The organism is Schlesneria sphaerica (assembly GCF_044336245.1).
Taxonomy (GTDB): domain Bacteria; phylum Planctomycetota; class Planctomycetia; order Planctomycetales; family Planctomycetaceae; genus Schlesneria; species Schlesneria sphaerica.
The window spans coordinates 4,984,786-5,005,480 of sequence record NZ_CP172346.1; the positions used below are offsets into that span (position 1 = coordinate 4,984,786).

The 20,695-nt window shown below is 56.0% G+C and carries 11 protein-coding genes; 7 read left to right on the forward strand and 4 right to left on the reverse strand.

Translation table 11 applies throughout. From position 1 onward, the window contains the following. The first annotated feature begins 175 nt into the window (after nucleotides 1-175). From ACGY09_RS18175 to ACGY09_RS18190, 4 genes are all read left to right on the forward strand, one after another. Nucleotides 176-2,569 carry a hypothetical protein gene (locus ACGY09_RS18175; RefSeq protein WP_397568843.1) on the forward strand — a complete coding sequence of 798 codons (2,394 nt, stop codon included), beginning with the start codon at nucleotides 176-178 and terminating at the stop codon, nucleotides 2,567-2,569. A 37-nt stretch (nucleotides 2,570-2,606) separates the two neighbouring features. Beyond that, nucleotides 2,607-3,587 (forward strand): DUF4351 domain-containing protein, encoded by a 981-nt coding sequence (locus ACGY09_RS18180; protein ID WP_397568844.1) that lies wholly within the window; start codon nucleotides 2,607-2,609, stop codon nucleotides 3,585-3,587. A 228-nt stretch (nucleotides 3,588-3,815) separates the two neighbouring features. Then, complete coding sequence (locus tag ACGY09_RS18185; RefSeq protein WP_397568845.1) at nucleotides 3,816-6,659, forward strand: PSD1 and planctomycete cytochrome C domain-containing protein; 2,844 nt, start codon at nucleotides 3,816-3,818, stop codon at nucleotides 6,657-6,659. Nucleotides 6,660-7,294: 635 nt separating this feature from the next. Then, the gene (locus ACGY09_RS18190; RefSeq protein ID WP_397568846.1) at nucleotides 7,295-7,663 is read left to right on the forward strand and encodes a hypothetical protein; all 369 of its coding nucleotides are present in this window, start codon (nucleotides 7,295-7,297) and stop codon (nucleotides 7,661-7,663) included. 785 nt (nucleotides 7,664-8,448) lie between these two features. Here ACGY09_RS18190 and ACGY09_RS18195 read toward each other — a convergent pair. Continuing rightward, nucleotides 8,449-11,745: a response regulator gene (locus tag ACGY09_RS18195; protein WP_397568847.1), complete on the reverse strand. Its 3,297-nt coding sequence runs from the start codon at nucleotides 11,743-11,745 to the stop codon at nucleotides 8,449-8,451. Nucleotides 11,746-12,238: 493 nt separating this feature from the next. On the opposite strand from ACGY09_RS18195, the gene ACGY09_RS18200 reads away from it, so the two are divergent. The 3 genes from ACGY09_RS18200 to ACGY09_RS18210 all read left to right on the forward strand — a co-directional run bounded on the left by ACGY09_RS18200 (nucleotide 12,239) and on the right by ACGY09_RS18210 (nucleotide 16,588). After that, complete coding sequence (locus ACGY09_RS18200; protein ID WP_397568848.1) at nucleotides 12,239-12,709, forward strand: hypothetical protein; 471 nt, start codon at nucleotides 12,239-12,241, stop codon at nucleotides 12,707-12,709. A gap of 315 nt (nucleotides 12,710-13,024) precedes the next feature. Then, nucleotides 13,025-13,594: a YqgE/AlgH family protein gene (locus ACGY09_RS18205; protein WP_373653553.1), complete on the forward strand. Its 570-nt coding sequence runs from the start codon at nucleotides 13,025-13,027 to the stop codon at nucleotides 13,592-13,594. Between the two features lie 45 nt (nucleotides 13,595-13,639). Further along, a complete protein-coding gene (locus ACGY09_RS18210) occupies nucleotides 13,640-16,588 on the forward strand; it encodes an FAD-binding and (Fe-S)-binding domain-containing protein (RefSeq protein ID WP_397568849.1) in 2,949 nt (982 codons plus the stop codon). A 186-nt stretch (nucleotides 16,589-16,774) separates the two neighbouring features. On the opposite strand, the gene ACGY09_RS18215 is transcribed toward ACGY09_RS18210, so the two are convergent. The 3 genes from ACGY09_RS18215 to ACGY09_RS18225 all read right to left on the reverse strand — a co-directional run bounded on the left by ACGY09_RS18215 (nucleotide 16,775) and on the right by ACGY09_RS18225 (nucleotide 19,655). Beyond that, complete coding sequence (locus ACGY09_RS18215; RefSeq protein WP_397568850.1) at nucleotides 16,775-18,100, reverse strand: carboxymuconolactone decarboxylase family protein; 1,326 nt, start codon at nucleotides 18,098-18,100, stop codon at nucleotides 16,775-16,777. Between the two features lie 14 nt (nucleotides 18,101-18,114). Next, on the reverse strand, nucleotides 18,115-18,492 hold the full coding sequence (locus tag ACGY09_RS18220) for a hypothetical protein (protein ID WP_373653550.1): 378 nt from the start codon (nucleotides 18,490-18,492) through the stop codon (nucleotides 18,115-18,117). Nucleotides 18,493-18,701: 209 nt separating this feature from the next. Continuing rightward, nucleotides 18,702-19,655, reverse strand: coding sequence for a DUF1559 domain-containing protein (locus ACGY09_RS18225; RefSeq protein ID WP_397568851.1), 954 nt, complete (start codon nucleotides 19,653-19,655; stop codon nucleotides 18,702-18,704). Nucleotides 19,656-20,695 lie beyond the last annotated feature (1,040 nt).

Below are 20,695 nucleotides of genomic sequence, written 5' to 3' on the forward strand. Positions count from 1 at the left end.
CTGCGTTAATTGCTTGCGAATAGACCCAGTGGTAAGCTCGGCGTCGTCCGATTTTGATGTCGGACCTCTGCAGTGGTTGTCTTTCTCACTCACGCGTTTCAATCGACCTGTGCGCCTGTGTCTGGAGGCGCGCCAGCAGTCAGTCTGCGGAAATTTCCCGTGAAAAGGCTCCTTCATGGTCCGTCAATCCCTCGGCTGTATCGTCGTCCTCGTACTGACGATGACCTCTTCAGTTTGGGCTCACGAGATCGATCTCTCGAAGGCGATCGTCGTCACGCGGGGGGGCGAATTACCTGCCGCAGAACGAATCGCCCCGACAGTTCTCGTTGAAGAGTTGCAGCGTCGAACTGGGATCCAGCTGCCGGTCACGACCGAATGGCCCGTTGACGCAAAAGCCATCATCGCCATCTCAACCAGAGTGGCACCACCGGCGTGGTCAGAGCGGGCGAATTCTGTCGTTGCCACCGTTCCCGAACCGGCGGAATCGTTCTCAATTCGGTTGACTCCGGCAAATGAACAGGGGCCCGCGATCGTCTTCGTGACGGGCCGTGATTCGCGAGGAGCCTTATTCGGCGTTGGCAAGCTGCTGCGGAACCTGAACTGGCATGACGGGCGCATCACGTTGTCGTTCGGGTTTCAGGCAAGTGAGTCACCCGACAGGCCCCTGCGTGGTCATCAGCTGGGATATCGGGATACAGCGAATAGTTGGGATGCGTGGAGCATTGATCAATTTGATCAGTACTTTCGCGAACTCGTCATTTTCGGAGCCAATGCAGTTGAGAACATTCCCTGGCAAGGAGGAAAACTCAGTCCATTGATGAAATATTCCCGCCCGGAAATGAATATCAAATTTGCAGAGTTGTGTGATCGGTATGATCTCGATCACTGGATCTGGGTACCGGTGCTCGTGAAGCTGCCGAACGCGACGGAGGAAGCGGCATTCCTCGAGCAGCAGGAGGCATACTACCAGCAGGTCAAGCGGCTGGATGCCATCTTCGTTCCGGGGGGAGATCCGGGGGAGAATAAAGCAGAGCATCTGGTGCCGTTCTTACAGCGGATGGCATCACTGGTAAATAAGTATCATCCCCAAGCGAAGATCTGGCTGTCGCTACAGCATTTCAAACCGGATGACGTGGACTTCCTCTTCCACTATCTCGATGAACATAAGCCGGTCTGGTTTGGTGGGCTGGTGATGGGGCCGGGAAGTCCTCCGATGGAGGCGACACGTCGCCGACTTGCCGATGCGTATCAACTCCGTTGGTACCCGGACATCACGCACACCGTGCGATGTCAGTATCCTGTCCCGTGGCTCGATCCGGCGCTGGGTATGACCCTGGGCCGTGAGTGCGTTAACCCTCGCCCTGTCGATTACACCGCCGTTTACCGGATGGACTATTCCTTCACAAACGGCTTTCTTTCTTATTCCGACGGCGTGCACGATGACTTCAACAAGAACCTGTGGTCACAGCTTGGCTGGAATCCTCAGGTCGATCCGCGCCATGTGGCAGAGGAGTACGCCCGGTTCTTTTTCCGCAGTGACCTTGCCCAGGTCGGGGCAGACGGTTTGTTCTCACTGGAGACGAATTTGCGCGGAGCCCTTGCGGAGAACGGCTCCATCGAAGGGGCGTTGCGATTGTGGCAGGAACTTGAAAGACGCATCGTCACTGCGGGAAGTCCGTGGCGTTTTCAGATGCACTTGTTCCGAGCCTATTACGATGCTTACACCCGAAAGCGACTTCTCTATGAGACGGATCTCGAACGTCAGACCTTGGCCAAACTGGCCGAGTCGAGTCATTCCGATGTCCTCTCTACGATCAGTGCCGCACGTCAGATTCTCGAACGGGCCGCGACCGAACCTGTCGACGTAGAGGGGCTGGAAAAGCTCAACAAATTCGGTGAGACACTTTTTGAAGAAATTGGACTGCAGACCAGCGTTCCCCGGTACCAGGCTTCGGGCTACGAGCGAGGAGCGGTCCTCGATTTTGTGAACTACCCGCTCAATAACCGCTGGTGGCTGGAAGATCAGTTAGAAGCGGTCGTCAGACTGTCCGACGTGGCGACGCAGCGGAAACGGATTGAGGTCATCATCAATTGGGAGAATCCGGGCGACCAAGGTTACTACGACGTCGTCGGTCACGTTGGTCGTTCCCCTCGTATCCCGAAACTCTTGCTGGCAGGAGACGCGCTTCGCCATCAGGATGACCATCCCCGGCCCAACCAGCGATGGGTGGGGGAAAAGCGAAATCGATTGCGACAGGCCTGGCACGCTTACCTGTTCCGCATCCCGCAAGGCATCACCTACAACAATCTCGACAGTTCCTCAGCTTACATCGTAAAACTTTTTGCTCAGCGGTCGTCCCCATTGGTGATCGATGGCGTCAAGGCGAAGTTGTTGAGAACCGGCGAGACGTTCGACCAGGTGACTGAACAGATCTTTGAGGTTCCTGCGGAGACGCTGGCCGATGGCCGAATCACCCTCACATGGGAAGAGATGGACGAATCCGAACTGAACTGGCGACAGCGACACTACGTGACGGACATCTGGGTCATCAAGGCGGAAAAACAGTGACTTCTGGTGCAGTCCCTCTCTCGATGAAGTTCGATTTATGACGAATGACTCCATTTCTGGATCGCAGAGCGAGACGCCGGAAAGTGATTATGACGGGGCGTGGAAAGAGTTACTGCGCTCGCACTTGCGAGATTCGGTCGAGAATTGTTTTCCCGCGCTGGCAGAATTGGTTGACTGGAGCTTTGAACCGCAGTGGCTGGACAAAGAAATCAGCCAGATCGTCGGTCAGTCTGGTCAAAAGAACAGTGAAGTTGATGTTCTGTTTAAAGTTCGTCTGAAAACTGGCGACGAGCAGTGGATTTTGTGTCATCTGGAGATTCAGACCTCGTACGAGGCGGATTTCGCCTTTCGGCTCGATCTTTACCATTCTGGGCTCAAGTGGATGTTTCGCCAGGAGATTTTGACGCTGGTGATTTTGGCCGATTTACGAAAAAGCTGGATGCCCCGTGAACATCGCTTTGAAATGGGTGGCTTCCTGAGCCATCGCCAGTTTCCCGTCTGCAAAATCGTGGAACGACTCGAATCAGACTGGGTGGACAATGTGTCACTGGTCGCTCAGGTTTCGAGAGCTCAAATTGCCGCCCTCAGGACGACGGGTGACCCAGAGTCGCGATTCAGTGCGAAGACGGAGTTGGTACGAAACCTCTACACGCTGGGGTACTCTTCCGATAGAATAAGAGAGCTCTTTCGGCTGATTGACTGGATGATGCGTTTGAGAGCTGATTTGGACCGCCGATTCCGCTCAGATTTGATCGCTTATGAAGAGGAGTTACGTATGCCGTACGTGACCTCGGTAGAACGATTAGCAAAAGAAGAAGGACGAGAAGAAGGTTTCCTCAAAGGAAGCGAGGAACTGCTTTTGCGGCAACTGGTCCGAGTGTGCGGGGACGTACCGGATGATTTGAGGCAGAAGATTCACCGACTTTCACTGGAGCAGAGCCACCAACTGGGGGAAGCACTGCTGGATTTTCATTCCCTCGCTGATCTTGAACACTGGCTACAGGTTTCAGGTCATTGATTCGCTTACCGCACCGCTGAGCCACTTGCTCAAGAATTCACTGCTAAAAACTGCACTCCACCCCCGCCAGTAAAACGACACCGATTTCACCTGATGATCACGGAATGTCGTCGGTTCACCGTCGAATATTCCCCTGGTCCGTCTGAATACGATTACTGAAGCCCGGCAATCAATGTCGCTGATCTTCAGCAGACGCAGGTGTCTTCCAGCCTTTGGAAACTTGCCACGATGAAAAATCTCCTTCGAATCGCCCACTGTTCGGTGTGGCTCGTTGCCCTTTCCGCTGCGAGTGCGGCAGGGGCCCCCACGCCCGAGCAATTGGATTTCTTTGAAAAGCGGGTTCGCCCACTTCTCGTCGAGCATTGCCTCGAATGCCATGGTTCTAAAAAGCAGGAAGCGGGGCTGCGGCTCGATACTCACGCGGGGTTCTTGAAGGGTACCGACGGCGGCCCCGTTTTTTCGGGGAACGCCGAAGGAAGCCGCCTGCTGAAGGTACTTGAGTATGCCGATGGCGATACGCAGATGCCTCCCAAAGGAAAACTGCCCGCCGAGCAAATTGCGGACTTCCAGCAGTGGCTGTCCATGGGAGCGCCGTGGCCCGCCGAGTCGGTGGTCGATGCCGCCGATCCAAAGGATCACTGGGCGTTCAAGTCCGTCAAGCGTCCCGCGATTCCTCATTTGACTTCGCTTCCCGGGAACCCGCATTCGCAAGCGGTGCCGGTGTCCCAGGTTCAAACCCCGGTAGACGCGTTCATCACCCAATCATTGGCTGAAAAGGACATCACGCTCTCGCCACCGGCGAGCCGTTATGAATTCATCCGCCGTGCGACGCTGGACTTGTGGGGTGTTCCGCCCACATTCGATCAGGTGCAGGAGTTCCTGGCGGATCAGTCACCTGACGCGGCCGAGCGGTTAATTGATCGTCTGCTGGCTTCGCCGTACTACGGACAGCGTTGGGGCCGACACTGGCTCGACGTGGCTCGTTATGCTGACTCCAAGGGTTATGTTTTCACGGCAGAGCCCCGCTATCCCTATTCGTACACTTACCGCGACTACGTGGTCGAAGCGATGAATTCGGACCTTCCTTACGACAGGTTCGTGGTTGAGCAGATTGCGGCTGACCTGGTTGTCCTCAACGAGAAGGGCGAGCAGGGAATCGCCGAGTCACAAGATTCGCGTCTGGCGGCACTCGGGTTTCTGACCGTCGGCCGGCGGTATCTGAACAACCAGAACGACATTATCGACGATCGTATCGACGTTGTAACGCGAGGACTGTTGGGGATGACCGTCGGCTGTGCGCGATGTCACGATCACAAGTTCGACCCGATCCCGACTGCAGACTATTACTCGCTGTACGGAGTTTTTGCTTCGACCACGGAACCCGAGGAGTTGCCTGTCATCGGTCTGCCGAAAGATCAGGCCGCCTATCGCCAGTTCCTTGCCGAATTGGAAAAGCGGCAAGCCGACGTGCTGGCCTATGAGAAAGAGAGCATTCCAAAACTGGCCGAAGAGATTCGTGTCGTTGCAGGTGATTCATTGCAGCAGATCGCCAAGGAGATCCCAGCCTGGAATCAGACTCCTGTCGCGTTCAACGGCGCTAACGAACCTCGTCGACCCGTCGTGCAGCGCTGGAAAGACTTGCTCAATCGCAATGTCGCACAGCCACATCCGGCCCTGGTTCCCTGGTTTGTCCTTTCAAAAGTGGAGAAGCCCGAAGATTTTTCCGCTGCGGTAACGCAGATGGTGGACTCATGGGCCAACGATGAGGAAGCCGCACGGGTTAATCCTCTCGTCCGGCAAACAATCGTCGCTCAGAAGCCAACGACGCTTTTGGAGCTTGCTCGTCTTTACGGCAACCTGTTTGACGATCTTCGCTCTCAGTGGACGGAACTGCAAAAAGCGACCCCCGAGGCCGCTGGACTTGCCGACCCCAATGCGGAGCAAGTTCGCCAACTGCTGTATGGCGAGAAGTCTCCAGCAAATCTGACTCTCGACGAAGCCCGTCCCGCGTTCAGTCGCGATATTGTTGATCAGATCACGAATCTGAAGAGAAATGTTGATGCACTGAAGGTGACGTCGCCTGGGGCTCCCCCTCGCGCGATGATTGTCCGTGATGGGGCCCTGAATGATCCCGTCATTTTTGTGCGCGGTAACCCGGGACGGCGCGGCAAGCCGGTTCCACGGCAGTTCCTTGAGGTCGTTTCGATGCCCGAGCGCAAACCATTTGCGCGAGGCAGTGGGCGCCTGGATCTGGCGGAAGCGATTGTTGATACGCAAAATCCCCTGACAGCACGAGTCATTACGAACCGTGTCTGGCAGCACCACTTCGGGACGGGGATCGTCGCGACTCCGAGCGATTTCGGAACTCGCGGGCTCCCTCCTTCACATCCTGAATTGCTCGACTGGTTATCAGCGGAACTCAGCGGTCTCGACCATCCCGAGTCGCCCATGAACTGGTCGCTAAAGAAGTTGCACCGGCTGATCATGGCCTCGGCCGTCTTTCAGCAGTCCGCTGCGGAAAACCCGGTTGCACGTGGGGTCGATCCCGAGAACCGTTTGCTGTGGCGAATGCCGCGACAGCGACTGGACTTCGAATCCTTCCGCGATTCCCTGCTGGCCGTTTCTGGGAAACTTGATGATCGCATCGGGGGACAACCATTTGATGGTGTGATGAACCCAGCCACGACGCGACGGACGCTCTACACCTTGATTAACCGCAATGATTTGCCCGGGATTTTCCGAGCGTTCGACTTTGCGGACACTGATGCATCGGCATCGGATCGTCCTCAGACGACAGTGCCGCAACAGTCGTTGTTCGCGATGAATTCCCCGTTCATGCAGGAGCAATCAAGGCGGCTGGCGGCCGATTGTGTAGCGATGGCCAGCAATGATCCCGAGCGTCTTGAGCATCTGTATCAACGCGTTTTCGGACGTCAGCCAACAGTGGACGAACGGAGTGTCGCGCTGCAGTTCCTGGGCACGGCGGAGACGTCGGACAGCGAGAAACTTTCACCCTGGGACAGGCTGGCTCAGGTCCTGCTCATGACCAATGAGTTCATGTTCGTCGACTGAACCCCAATCAAACGCATCAGATCACTTCTTTCGATGCGTCGATTGATTGACTACTCCTAACCGACCCTTTCGGTTGAAACGGGTCGGTTAGGATGCTTTGAGGGTGTGAATGGTGACTCGATCGCGCCCGCCGCTTCGGGCCGGCATATCTGAGATCAGTCGGCGTAAGGTTCAGATTTCTCTTTGGCGGAATTACAGTCAGGTGAGCGAAACAGGGGGGCTTCTATTATCGCTCCGATCAATCGTCAAGCCGTTTCGGGATTGGGCTCACTCGCTGCATTTTTCCCATCAATTGAGTTGTGACATGCCTGTCGAACGGAACGACACCATTCGGTATTCTGACAGGCCAAATTGAAAGCGTGTCATCGACGAACATCGCAATTTCTGCGGTGCAGGCGGGAAGTTCCAACGGTTCCCTCAGAACGCATTTCGAAGGTGCCACGCTCGCCAGCTCGAATGTACGGTCACCGACGCGCAGTTCGAGTCTGACTCGCGCGGAGTACGTCGGTAGAGGTGCTGTAGATGACATGAACAATCACAACATGAAAAAGGCGGAACTCAATGCGCAACGATACCTTAAAACAAGAGGTCTAACAACGGAGAACGTGTTCGGGTTTGGCAAAGACGGATACGTCATGCAGACGTCCCGAGCGTCTGCCGTCAAAGCATTCTACTACGAAGCCCCATTCGAGTCCGAACTCGAAATCTACGAATATCTAAAACGTTGGGGCGTTTTCGAAGTTGCTGGATTTCACATCCCCGAGTTGATTGATTTTGACAGGAGTCAACAAGTGATCGAAATGTCAGTTGTCATGCCTCCGTATATTCTAGACTTCGTTGATGCGTTGATTGAACGCCCAATTGAACGGGACGAAGATCAAATTACCGCTCTGGCAGAAATTTTCGAGGACGACTGGCCCCGCGTAAAAATCGCAATCTGGCAGCTCGAAGAGCACGGTGTCTACCTGGGGGACGTCCATCCAAGGAATATTTGCTGTCGATAGGGGCGCTTTCGTTGATTCGACGATAGTTCAGAATGCCAATTAATCTGGCTCCGAGGAAATTAAAGGAAAATTCCCAAGACAAATCTCCAGTTCCTCAACCTTGATTCCGTAAATCCTGACTCGTCACAATGTGCCGTCGTTTCCTTTTTGACTTCGCACCAGATTTCATGCCAGCTTCGGATCGCGACTCACATCTTCGGCAGTCTCTTAAAGAGGATCCCTCTGAGCTGCTCTCCGCTGGGGCTGCTCCAGTCCGCCCTGAATTCAGGCGAAGATTCACTTGTTAATCTCAAATCGGCTTCAAATGAGTGATCCGTGTCCGCTGAATCGAACCCATACTTTCCATCGTTGAGTCACTCGTACAAATGATGTGGCTTCACGCTGAGAGAAAACAGTGATGGGATACCTCCTACTGCTCGTCGTAGTCTGTTTTATGCTCGGTGCAATCATATACGGCCCGTTTTACGTGAACCTTTGCCAGTGGGCGTTTCGTGGTAATCCTGGCGGGCGTTTCTCGCGCTGGCAGATTCTGGGGCAGTTCGTAACCGTTGGGTTACCAGGTCTATTGTGTCTTTGGATGCTTGGATACTGCCTTATCGATTTCGTGTATCGTCTTTTGAGATCGTAGATTATTTGCAAGTGCTCATCCGGCTGTTTGACAACAGATGGATGAATGGAGCCTCTACGTGTTCATGCCGAGTGCTCCTGCAAACGCTCACTCCGTGGGGATTTGACTGTGGCCAGACGGGTGGGCTTGGGCTTCGTCTAGTTGTGTTGAGCCGTGATTATGTCGTCGTGCTTGCAGAGAACGCTTGAAGTTCAGACAGCATGCCGCGTGAACGGCTGGTGATCTGGTCCATGCGTGTGCCGGAGGCGCTTGTCAACTCCCCCGTCTTCGCAGCCAGTTCCAATCGTTCGACCTCGTCGGCGAGCGAGTTGATTCCGAACATTCGCAGGCCGCTCTTCAGGGTATGTGCGGCTCGCTGAAACTGCTTCCACTCTCCCTCACTGCTGGATGATCGCATCGTCTGGAGCAGATGAGGGCCTTCCTCCAGAAATGCCTCGACGACTTGCCGCAGGAGATCCTCGTCGTGATTGACGGCCCGCCGTGCCAGATCCCAGTCGATGCGATCGCTGGCGGTGGTGTTGCTGGCTGCGGCTCCGACCAGCACTTGACCAGCCCCGATCCGCTCCAGTACCTGGAACAGTTGTTCGGCCCTGATCGGTTTCATCAGGTAGTCGTCCATACCTGATTCCAGGCACAACTCGCGGTCACCTTTCATCGCGTGGGCGGTCATTGCGACGATGGGGATATGTTCTCCGGTGAGCAGTTCCCTGCGCCGGATTTCCCGGGTCGCATCCAGCCCATCCAGTTCGGGCATCTGGACGTCCATCAGAACCAGATCGAAAGCACCCCGCTGAGAAAGTTCCACTGCTTCGCGGCCGTCGTTCGCAACCGTAACGCGATGTCCCCACTTCTCGAGCAATCCGATAGCCAGCTTCTGATTGATCAGGCTGTCTTCTGCCAGCAGGATCGACTTGGGGGCTCCCGATTTCCTCGCAGAAGATGCGGGGGTTTCTTGTGCTCCGCTTAAGGGCGACTGCCCGCCAACAGCCACAAGGATGGCATCGAGGAGTTCGGATTGCTTGATCGGTTTCACGAGGTAGGCTGCGACACCCAGTTCTTCACAGCGTCGCAGATCTCCCGGGCGATCCGCGGACGTCAGCATCATGACCATCGACCGGCACAGAACGCGATTTTCCTGGATCCGGCGAGCCAGCGTGAAGCCATCAACATCCGGCATGCTGGCATCTGTCAGAATCAGACCGTAGGGATTTCCCGCATCGGCCATTCTTTTCAGTTCATCGACAGCCTCTGCGACACTCGACACGGCCGTCGGTTTCATCGACCAGTTGTTGAGAATTTCGATCAGAATCCGGCGGTTTGTGGCGTTGTCGTCAACGACCAGTACAGGAAGTCCCTGCAGCATCGGAGGATAGATGGTTGAATTGCTGGCGAGGGCCTCGTCGGACGAGACGCCGAAACGGGCCAGAAAGTGAAACGTGCTTCCCTGATTCAGCGCACTATCAACCCAGACGCGCCCTTGCATCAGTTCTACCAGTCGCGACGAGATCGCCAGACCCAGTCCTGTGCCCCCGTAGCGTCGCGTCGTCGATGTGTCGGCCTGTTCGAAGGCTTCAAAGATCGTATGCAACTGATCGGCGGAAATGCCAATGCCGGTATCTGTCACACGAAAATGCAGGTACAAGTCGTGGTCGGTGCTGCTTTCCACATCGACGTGCAGGACCACTTCCCCTTTTTCGGTGAACTTGATGGCGTTGCCCACCAGGTTCATGACGATCTGCCGCAGACGGTGGGGATCTCCTTCGACGATTGCGGGAACCCCGGTCGCGACGTGGCAAGCAAGTTCCAGGTCCTTCCGGTGGGCGCGGAGCGCGAGGGATTTCGCGGTATCGCCCAGCAGTTCACGAAGGTCGAAGGGGACGCATTCGAGGCTGAGCTTGCCCGCTTCAATTTTGGAGAAGTCGAGGATGTCGTTGATGACCGAAAGAAGTGACTCGCCTGACTCCTGCACCAGAGCAAGGTACTCACGCTGGGTCACGTCGAGTTCCGTGTCTCGGACGAGTTCCGTCATGCCGATGATCGCGTTAAGCGGCGTGCGGATTTCGTGGCTCATATTGGCCAGGAAGTCACTCTTCGCACGGTTCGCCGATTCTGCCGCTTCCTTCGCCTTCAGGAGTTCGGCTTCGGCGAGGTGACGGGTTGTGATGTCGAGGGCAATTCCCAGGAAGCCAGAGACGTTGCCATCGGAGTCTCGCTTGGCTGTGACCGAGAGCGCGACTCGGATGTGGCTGCCATCCTTCCGAACGTACGTCCATTCCCGCTCGTCGTGCTCTCCACGTCGTGCATGTTCCACAAAGACGTCCATCCCCTGGATCGGCCGACCAAATTCGCGTGACATCTCGGCCGCACGGGCCTCGATTTCTGATCCCAGATGAAAGATCTCTGGTGTCTTGCCAAGCATCTCTTCCTTGGTGTATCCGAGCATCCGTTCGGCACCGGTATTGAAGAGATTGATTTTCCCGTCCAGATCTGACGAGATAATCGCCACCTGGGTCGCTGCATCCAGCACCGCTTGAAGTCGTGCCTGGGTCTGTACGAGTTCCCTTTCGGCGCATTCCTTTTCCGTCACGTCGGAAAAGATTCCCTGAATCCCGGCCAGATTCCCTGCAGCGTCGTAGACCGGGCTTTTGACCACGTGCGTATAACGCCGATCCCCGTTCGGCGTCTGGAACTCTTCGATGGTTTCGAGAGTACTCCGCTGTTCGAGCACTTTTCGGTCATCGGCACGGTATTTATCCGCCAGTTCACGCGGAAAAAAGTCGTAGTCGACATGTCCGATAATCGCTTCGGGCGGCCGATTGAAGGCTTCGCACAGCAATCGATTGGCGAAGGTGAACCGCCCGTTCAGATCCTTTCTGAGCATCGCCAGAGGCAGAGTCTCGACCAGAGACTGGTAGAAGACCTCCGACTCCATAAGAGCCTGTTCGACTTTGTGCCGATGCGAGAGTTCATTCTCGTAACGGTCCTGCAACCAGACGATGTCATTGCAGGCCGACTGCAAGGCTTTTACGAGACTTTCGCGAGGAAGTTCGGGATCAAAGCGGGGGATTGCCGTTGCAGGACTCGGGGGCGAATCCTCCGTCGCTGATGATTTCAACGGATTCGTGAACCTGCGGACTTCGGCAAGAATTTCGTCAGGAGTTCGCAGCCGTGAGATCATGCCCGCAACTCGCGCATGAAGGCAGGCGAGAATTGATTCACAGTTCCCGGGATCGATCAGAGCCAGAACCGGGCGAACCGGTTTTGAATCTGTCCTTGGAAGACTGTTGAGGATCTGCAGGTCGGAATCACCGATGATGAGAAGATCGGCCTCTTTCCACCGCGACGGCGCCTCTTCCGCGGGGACTGCCAGCACCTCGTAACCTGCTCGGTTCAGCACGAACTGGAGCGAATCACGGCGCCCTGAATCGCGTTCCACCACGATAAGTCGAGGCATCTCAACATCCTTCGGTCCGCACACCCCCGGCGGGACAGGGGACGCGCATTCAGGCAAAATTCCATTCAGAGTCTGGGAAGCTTGATTTCAAGGGAGGCAAGACCTTCCTGAAACCTTGGGTTCAATCAGTTCACTCCACAAACTCTGGATTCAGGCTTTGTTCGAATCAGGACAGCAGGCGAATCTCTTTTTTCGGAAAACAGCGTCATTCATGGCGAGTCGAAATCGGTTTCGCCCTGAAAATAAACCACAGGAAAAGTGGGGAGGAATTGGCTCGAATCTTTCGAGACCCCCTCACTATAGCGACCTCCGCCGAGAGGTCGCCAATATAACTCATTCACTCCGTGAAAGTTCGGTTGAAAATCTCGCCTCGGACGTGAAATGGGGACGAGAATTGCTCCGCGGGGAATATCCATTGACCCGGTCTGGTCACCCTCGAAAAATCGCGAGGCGACTGAGCAACTTTGCAATTTTGACAATCAGGGTACCTTCCATGTCACGACCAATTGATGATGTAACTGATCCGACACTGGAGCAGGATGATCGGTTTCCGTCCGGGGCATGGGAAGGGTATTACCTTGAGCCCGGATCGTCGAAGCGTTTCCAGATGGAACTTCATCTGGTCTTTCGCGACGGGACACTCCGGGGAGATGGACGTGATTCCGTCGGCGAGTTTCTCTTTAAAGGAACTTATGAAAAAGAGTCTGGCAAATGCTGGTGGACCAAACGGTACATTGGCGCGCATGATGTTGCGTATCAGGGGTACAACGAGGGGAGAGGAATCTGGGGCGTCTGGGAGCTCAGCCTGGCCCACAAAGGAGGGTTCCACATCTGGCCCCGCGGTCAAGGAAGTGGCGAGGGGCAGGAAGTCTCAGAAGAAGCGGATCTTCCCGTGCTGATCGGGGCGGGGAACGAAGAACTCCGCAGCGAATCACTCAATCGATCGGAATCGGTGAATGACTGACGCCAGCGGGCAAAATCTCTCGCGTTCGGACGACGACCGAAGCCGGACGCGACTCCAGATGGGATCTGTCTGCCGTGGCATCATCTTGATGCTGATATTTCACGCGGCAAACAATTTCAGTTTGTTGCCACCGGAACAGTGAGCATTCAAATCGGGGAACTGTTTTAGCAGAGACGATCGTCCGTGGTGTGGCTCCGTGACAGTAAGATTCTGCTTCAGGTTTCGCTGGTGACCTGGGGAGAGTAGAATCGCCCTGAGGGTACCCGATCTACCATTTTGACTCACTTTCCAAATCGCTACACAGACGGTGCCAGTATGGCCGAATCGCTCCGAGGTCGGTTTTTGATCGCCTCTAAACGGCTGCGGGATGATAATTTTTATAAGACGGTCGTCTTGATGCTCGAACATGGCGAGCATGGTGCGATGGGTCTGGTCATCAATCGACCTCTTTCCGTCAAGGTCTCCGACGCTCTGTCCGGGCACTTTGATTTGCCGGAAATGGATGACGTCGTCTTTGGGGGAGGGCCTGTGGAACCTACGGCTCTTGTCATACTTCATGACGACGCCAGCTTTGAAGACACCGGGCCCGCGATCCTGCCGGGATTGTTCGTCGGCGGAAGCCCCGAAGCTTTTGAACGGGTCATCGGAGAAGCGGTCGCCAGTACGCCACCGTCTCACTCGTTCCGTGTCTTCTCGGGTTACTCTGGCTGGGGGCCCGGACAATTGGAAGGAGAGATCGAGCGGGGGGACTGGTTAACCTATCCCGGCAATCGGGAAATGGTATTTCACGAAGATCCCTATTCAGTCTACGAAACTCTTCTGCAGAAGTTCTACGAATCCAACCACCTGTTGCCTCATCGGGTCAAGGATCCCTCGGCAAACTAAGGTTTGCAGGACGGATTTCTATACGGGCAAAGGCCGAACCTACCTGTGGACGTTCGACAGTTACGACTCATCGAAGACCTGGCGGGAATCTTCCGAGGGGAGATTGTCTGTCATCCTCTTGCGCAATCGATCTACGCCAGTGATGGAAGTTTGCATCAGGAAACTCCGCTCGGCGTGGCATTCCCGCATGACCGCGACGATGTCCAGACGCTGGTCCGTTACGCCGCCGAACAAAAGTTACCTCTCATCCCCCGCGGAGCAGGAACCAGCGTTGCAGGGGAGGCGTTAGGGGCGGGAATCATTGTCGATTTCTCTCGCCATATGCACGCGGTTGAGGAGGTGGGACAGCAGACTGTCCGTGTTCAGCCCGGTGTTGTGCTGAGTCGGCTCAACCATGTGCTGCGAGAGTCGGGGCGCTATTTTCCGCCAGACCCCGCCAACAGTGATACTACTACCATCGGAAGTATGCTCGCCCTGGATGCGGCAGGCTCTCACTCCATTCGCGTCGGGTCGACCCGCGACCATGTTAATAGTATTGAACTGGTGACGGCGAACGGCGTTCGCTTTGAGGCAGGGAATGAACCCCTGCCGACTCATGAACGTTTCACAGAGGAGTCAAACGTCGATGAGGCGACGAAGTGGAAAAGTCATCTGCTCGAGCGGATTGAAGGACTGCTCGTCCGCAATGCGAAACTAATCCTGGAAAAGCAGCCGGAACGACAAGTCCGTAATCGAGCCGGCTATCTGCTGCGTGGCGTTCTGACAGATTCCGGGATCCTGCTGCCACGACTTCTGGTGGGCTCGGAAGGAACTCTGGGGCTCTTCACTGCCGCGACACTACGGACGTCTGCTCTACCGGCCTGGCGTAGTGCGCTTCTGATCGGTTTCGAAACATTGGATTCGGCGATTCAGGCCGTGCAACCGATCTCTGCACTGCAGCCCAGTGCCTGCGACCTGATCGACCGCCGGCTGTTGTCCATGGCGCGCGATCTGGACGCGCGGTTCGCTTCCTTGATTCCGGCGAATGCCGAAGCCGCGTTGATCGTCGAGATGACGGGATTCAGCCACCCAGAAGCCGCTGGAGGCATTCACGACGTTCAATTGGTCATCAAGGATTTGCCCGATCCCGGCCGGATGTTGTACGAGGCGACCACCTTCGATGAGGTCGAATTTCTGTGGTCGTTGCCTGGTGCGGTCATTCCGTTATTGAATCGGGCACGGGGTGAGACGTCTCCGGTTCCACTTGTGGAGGACATTGCTGTTCCCCCCGAGATGTTGCTCGAGTTCATCGCGCGATCCAGACGGATCTGGCAGAAGCATGAATTGACGGCGTCGCTCTACGCCCATGCGGCCGTCGGGCAGGTCCACATGCGACCGTTCCTCAGGTCGCCTCTCGATCCGTTGCTGCTCGAAGACCTTGCACGGGATCTCTATCACGCTGCGATTTCCGTTGGCGGATCGATTAGTGGCGAGCACGGACTGGGTTACTCTCGGACCGCGTTCCTTCCGTCGCAGTACGGCGAACTCTATCGGGTCTTCCAGCAACTTAAGTCCCTTTTCGATCCGGATCGATTGCTGAATCCCGATAAGATCCTGAGTGACGATCCGCATCTTACGGTCAATCATCTTCGCCCGGAGATCAAGCCAACGTCTACTCCGATCGAGTTGCAGTTGAACTGGAGTGCGGGAGAACTCGGGGCAACGGTGACCGCCTGTCACGGTTGCGGGGGATGTCGGACGCAGGAACCCAATTCACGGATGTGTCCCTTCTTCCGTCGCGAGACATCCGAGGCGCGGACTCCTCGCGCCAAGGCGAACGCCCTGCGGGCCATCGTCGATGGACGACTTGCCGCACACGAACTCGCTTCGAGTGACATGCGTCGCTTGTCCGACTTCTGTTTCAACTGTAAGCAGTGTGAACTGGAATGTCCTACGGAAGTCAATATTCCGCACCTGATGCTCGAGGCCAAAGCCCAGTACGTGGCGGCGAACGGTCCGCGGATGTCCGAATGGTTTCTGTCGCGGGTCCATGGATGGAGCGAGTCACTCTGCCGGATGGCGTGGTTCATCAATCCATTAATTGCCAACCGGACTGTGCGGTGGCTGTTGGAGCGTGGTCTGGGGGTAGCTCGTCAGAGGAAGTTACCGGCATTTGCTCATAAGACATTTCTGAGCAGCGCACCACGCGAGTGGCTGGCACCTCCCGTGTCATTGCGAGATCCCATTCCGGTCGTGTACTTCGTTGATCATTACGCGAATGCGCACGATCCTGAGTTGGCGTTTGCCCTCGGGCGAATACTGGAGCATCAGGGTTTCCGGATCCATGTCCCCGCGTCACAACACCGATCGGGTATGGCACACATATCGATCGGTGACGTCGAAACTGCCCGCCAATTGGCGACGGATAACATCCGCCTGCTGGCGGAGTTTGCACGCGAGGGTTGTCCGATCATCTGTACCGAGCCGGCTGCGGCGTTGTGCCTCAAGGTCGAGTATCCACGGCTACTGGATCATCCCGACGTCCAGCTGGTTGCGGACCATGTTGTGGAAGCGGGCCACTTTCTGGCGGATCTTCAGGCCCGTGGAGAGATGCGGACCGATTTTCAATCACTGCCGTTGACCGCTGCGTATCACACGCCTTGTCATCTGCGTGCGCTGGGAAAGGATACCCCTCTGCTACAAATTTGTCGTTTGATTCCCCAACTCGTGATCACTGATACCGATCATGGTTGCTCGGGAATGGCTGGCACGTTTGGGCTGTCGCGTGAAAACTTTGAGGAATCGCTCGCAATCGGACATAACCTGATCGAGCAAATGCGATCGGACCAAATCGAATTTGGCATGACCGAATGCAGCAGTTGCAAATTTCAGATGGAACAGCAGTCGCCTACGCCGACGCTGCACCCATTGAAAGTTCTGGCACTCGCTTATGGGCTGATGCCCGAGATTCGTAAACGGTTGCGGCCCAATCTGAAGAAGCTGGTGACGTCGTGACCGCGTCGGTGCGGAATAAATCGCTGAGGATGCGTCACACCACTCCCTACTCGCTCATGAGTTCTCTGTCGTTGGCCGTAAAAAATCCCTGTGCCGCTCTACGGAAAGTGTGAGTCGGCACAGGGCATTCAAACCATCTGCGGTGGTCCGGGCAGGCAATGGCTGACAGCAGCCAACACCTCCAAATCAGTCTTCCAGCGGCAGCCAGAGCGCTTCGGTGAAGCGGTCAAACGCGTTGGCGTCGCAGGTCGTCTGAATGATTTCCGCCACTTCGTAATCGTTGAAATGTTCTTTCAAGCGACTGATGTCTTCGTCAACGATCGTCTGCGGCAGCGTCGTCAGCTTGCGGGCAAAGCGCAGGGCTTCGGCGTTTGCGGGGCTTGCAGCCCCTTCCAGTTGTTTGAACGAATACAAAACTCCTTCATCCCCACATGAAGCCAGGTAGCGGGCTCGTGCATGTTCTGCGGCGTACCAGGCTCGATTCTCCCGTGAGGTGACCCAGGCGATCAGAATGCGGAGTTCCGGAGACGTTTTTCCTTCACGTGCCATAGCCTGTTTCTGCCCCCACGCGTCGAGTGCAACAGAGAGGTCGGACAGAGCCTGGAACCAGACTGGAGGGGTGACGCCGGGGCTGAGTCGAGCGAGGACCTTCTTGGCGTTCTCCATTTTGGGGAGTTCGACGCCGGGCTTTCTTCCGTGAGCCTTCTTAATCGCTGCCTCGACATCGTCACGGCTTTCCCACTCTGGCCGCGGCTTCAGTTCCGTGGGAATCACCTTCGAGGGAAGGTTCGAGAACTCGGGGGATGTGGGAGTGTCCAGTTCGCTGTGCTCTTCGCCACCGAAGGACTGGTCCTGGGGGATCCCCGTTGAGGCCGTCCAGCGATTGACTGCGTTGTACCGGCTGACGGTGTAAATGATGTCGATCACTTCCGGGTCAGGGAACTGCTGCTTGAGTTCAGCGAGGTCCTGTTGAGTAAACAGGTGCGGGGTGAGTGTCAGCTTTCGCGTGGCCTTCATCGCGGCCTGTTCCCTGGCGGGAAACAGGTCCCAGCGGGCATCCAGCGAAGCGACCTGGTCATCAGTCATGCCGACTCGCTTCAGCTTCAGTTCCTGGTGTCCTAGGCAATACTGACAGTCATTGGCACGTGAAACAATCCAGAACAGACGAGTCTTGAACCCATAAGAGGGATCGGCTTCCATCCTTTTCAGGAGTGCGGCGGTTCCTCCGCTGGGGCGAGTGGCCGAACTGCTTCCCCACCCGGGAACGAGAAATGACTGCCAGGCGGGAGGGAGATACAGTGCGCGAAGACGTCCATTGTTGACCAGCGGTCGTCCTGATGCGATTTCCTGTTCGGTCGGTGGTGGTAATGGCAGACGCGAAGTTCGCTCTTTCAGAGCCTGAATCCGCTTCTTCATTTCCGGGCGTGTGGGAGCCAGGTCGGAGTCGGCCAGTGCCATTGATGTGCTGGCAATCGGAATCAGTAGGCAGAGCCACCATTTTTTGATCAGCATTGAGGACCTCTTCTTCATTGGGGAAAAATCGTAATCGCGGGGGAGGTGCCAACGATGTAGGTCACCTTCGATTCCATGGTGCGGTTATCGTCTGCAAACTTGCGTTTCACCCGGATGTAGAGATTGGATCCATCCGTGGTCTCTTCATCGGGCAGGATCTCAAACGATCCCAGCTTTCGACCTTCTGCCCAACCTTGATCACCCATGATAATCGTCGGTTGAAGGTCTTCCGGGGTCTGTCCATCGACCCACGCCTGCAGGGCATCTTCAAGCGAAGACCGTGCAAGCTCTTCATCGAGGACGTAGGTGCGGCCCGACTGGCCGCATCCAACGGCGGCACAGACAAGCAGCACCCATCCGAGGCCCCCATATTTGTTTAGTCGCTGTCTCATGAATCTCAATCCGTCTCGAAAGGTCTACGATTGTCACCTTGTAAAGAAAGTGATCTGCCAGGACGGAAATCCTGACTGTCAGTCATCGTCAGGAAACTGGAGCGTGGTTCGTAATCGCAAAGAGCCTGATGCTGCGGGGACGCTCGTTAAGCGGGATCAATCGATCGCAGGGCAGAGATAATCGAGTGTTTAGCCAGCAGCAGGAGGTTCTAGAACTCTCCCAGATTCTCGCCCCCGTTGATGCTTCCCAGTGCACGCCATGTTTGAAGGGCGAGGTTTTCGCTCACAAACTTGACTGAGCCATCGCAGAGCAGCAAATGAACTCCGCCCGTGTGTTGACTGTTTGCTGTCGTGGCAATTCGGCCTGGGGGGAACATGCATGAACGTCCATTCGGCTGCAGTACGTGGTTGTACTGGTTCGTCGAGTGATACTGCTGAATCCAGGGGCCGCCGACGTTCGAATATCCTTGCCGCGCCAGATCCTGCACGTTGACGGCGTTACAGTCCTGAAGGGCTTCGTCTGGCGTGGTGGGATAGGTTCCGGGCTGAAAGGTATCCGTCTTGGGGCTCGCCACAGCATTGCTGCCGTCCCCGGTCAATTTTTCCGACATGGCGGCAGTGTTGCTCAAGCCGTCCGTAATGTCCGAAAAACGGAACATGCGATTGTGGAAAACGATGCCGTTTGACGGGGGTTGTCCAGTTGCTCCCGAAGAGTACATCACGATTCCCGAGCCAGCATTCCAGTAGTAGTTGTTTCTTCCACCGATCGACGCAGGCAGCGGAGTCGGGTCTGACGGGCAGCGGAATACAGGGACTTCCTTGCTTCGCGCGACGGCATTGTTGGGATGATCATAGGGGACATTGAAGTCAATCATGTTGTAGAGATTGACTTGCTCAAAGTAAGGCAGGAGTCGTGCGTGAGCCGAAACCGGGTTGACCGCACCATTGACGTCCGCAATGGGGAGACAGCCAAACGTGTCATGATAGTTGTGAATTGCCAGACCCAACTGCTTGAGGTTGTTCTTGCATTGGGTGCGTCGAGCGGCTTCGCGCGCCTGCTGAACAGCGGGCAGGAGCAAGGCGATCAATACGGCAATGATGGCAATCACCACCAGCAGTTCGATCAGTGTAAATCCGTGGCGACGGAGAAACGACTTTTTCATGTTGAAACCTTTGTAGTGAAACAAAAAGACAAGCAGGTTGAAAAAAGCAACGGAAATAACAACGGAAGGCAACTCACGTCGTGCGGAGTGCGAGCAAGGCTTCGCTACCCATCACCTCAAGTGGCCAGATATAGCGGTTTCGCGATGAGGCCCATGGGGGCTGACCTGCCCATCCGGCAGATCGGCTTCCCCGATCACATGACAACGACGATGCACGAGGGTCGCTCTGTCTTTGTCCTTATCCAGGCGCAAGAGAGCGGCAACAGTCTCGACTTCAGCCCAAGGCTCCTTCGAGCGGAATCGCCTTTACGGTTTCCGGATGCGAGGTTCCCATCCTTAGTCCGCAGGCGAGGGCCACGTCGATCGAAAAGCAGATTCTCAGCGAGTGAAGTCTGCGGAAATCGACGACCGGATTGGACCCCTCAAGCGATGACATTCGTTGGCAGTCCCGAGAAGCAGAACTTCATGAGGCTGGCAACACTATGGTCTGAGGAGGCCGGTATCCAATCGCTGGCTGCGCAAGGGGAATACCGCTTGCCTTGAGCCATTTCGTGCACCTGTCAGATTAGTTGCAGGGGGGGCGAAAGATCGAACACTCACGTGAAGTGAGCTTCGCAGAAGAGAGAGGAAAAATCGGTGCGGACCACTCCACCAGCATGGCTGGTTCGCTCGTCAGCAGGGCTGCCGTTTCGGACTGCCGCTCGATCAAGCTGGTGGGCACCGAGGGCGCTGCAGGGATTGGGGTGCTGCGACATCGAGGTCCGTGACAGGGTGTCCTGGGATCTGACGGCATCGGAGCTTCCGACCGAAGTCCCTCGTCGGAGAGCATGATCTGCAGCATCAGTTGGTCGTGCGATTCGGGCCCGCGGTGCAGGTAATCACCGCATGATGCGATCGCAGTGCTGGCGGAAGCCTGAATGAACAGAAGCACGATGAGCAGCCCGCACGAACAGCGGACGATACGCTGGACGGATCGTCCAGAATCATCATTGCCCGTTGTTGCTCTGCCGCACATGGTATTCGTCTTCACTTCGTCGTCG

Coding starts and splice junctions, on each gene's coding strand:
- ACGY09_RS18205 (WP_373653553.1), top strand. CDS start 13,025: ATGGCCGAATCGCTCCGAGGTCGGTTTTTGATCGCCTCTAAACGGCTG.
- ACGY09_RS18225 (WP_397568851.1), bottom strand. CDS start 19,655: ATGAAAAAGTCGTTTCTCCGTCGCCACGGATTTACACTGATCGAACTG.
- ACGY09_RS18180 (WP_397568844.1), top strand. CDS start 2,607: ATGACGAATGACTCCATTTCTGGATCGCAGAGCGAGACGCCGGAAAGT.
- ACGY09_RS18200 (WP_397568848.1), top strand. CDS start 12,239: ATGTCACGACCAATTGATGATGTAACTGATCCGACACTGGAGCAGGAT.
- ACGY09_RS18195 (WP_397568847.1), bottom strand. CDS start 11,745: ATGCCTCGACTTATCGTGGTGGAACGCGATTCAGGGCGCCGTGATTCG.
- ACGY09_RS18190 (WP_397568846.1), top strand. CDS start 7,295: ATGCAGACGTCCCGAGCGTCTGCCGTCAAAGCATTCTACTACGAAGCC.
- ACGY09_RS18175 (WP_397568843.1), top strand. CDS start 176: ATGGTCCGTCAATCCCTCGGCTGTATCGTCGTCCTCGTACTGACGATG.
- ACGY09_RS18215 (WP_397568850.1), bottom strand. CDS start 18,100: ATGCTGATCAAAAAATGGTGGCTCTGCCTACTGATTCCGATTGCCAGC.
- ACGY09_RS18185 (WP_397568845.1), top strand. CDS start 3,816: ATGAAAAATCTCCTTCGAATCGCCCACTGTTCGGTGTGGCTCGTTGCC.
- ACGY09_RS18220 (WP_373653550.1), bottom strand. CDS start 18,492: ATGAGACAGCGACTAAACAAATATGGGGGCCTCGGATGGGTGCTGCTT.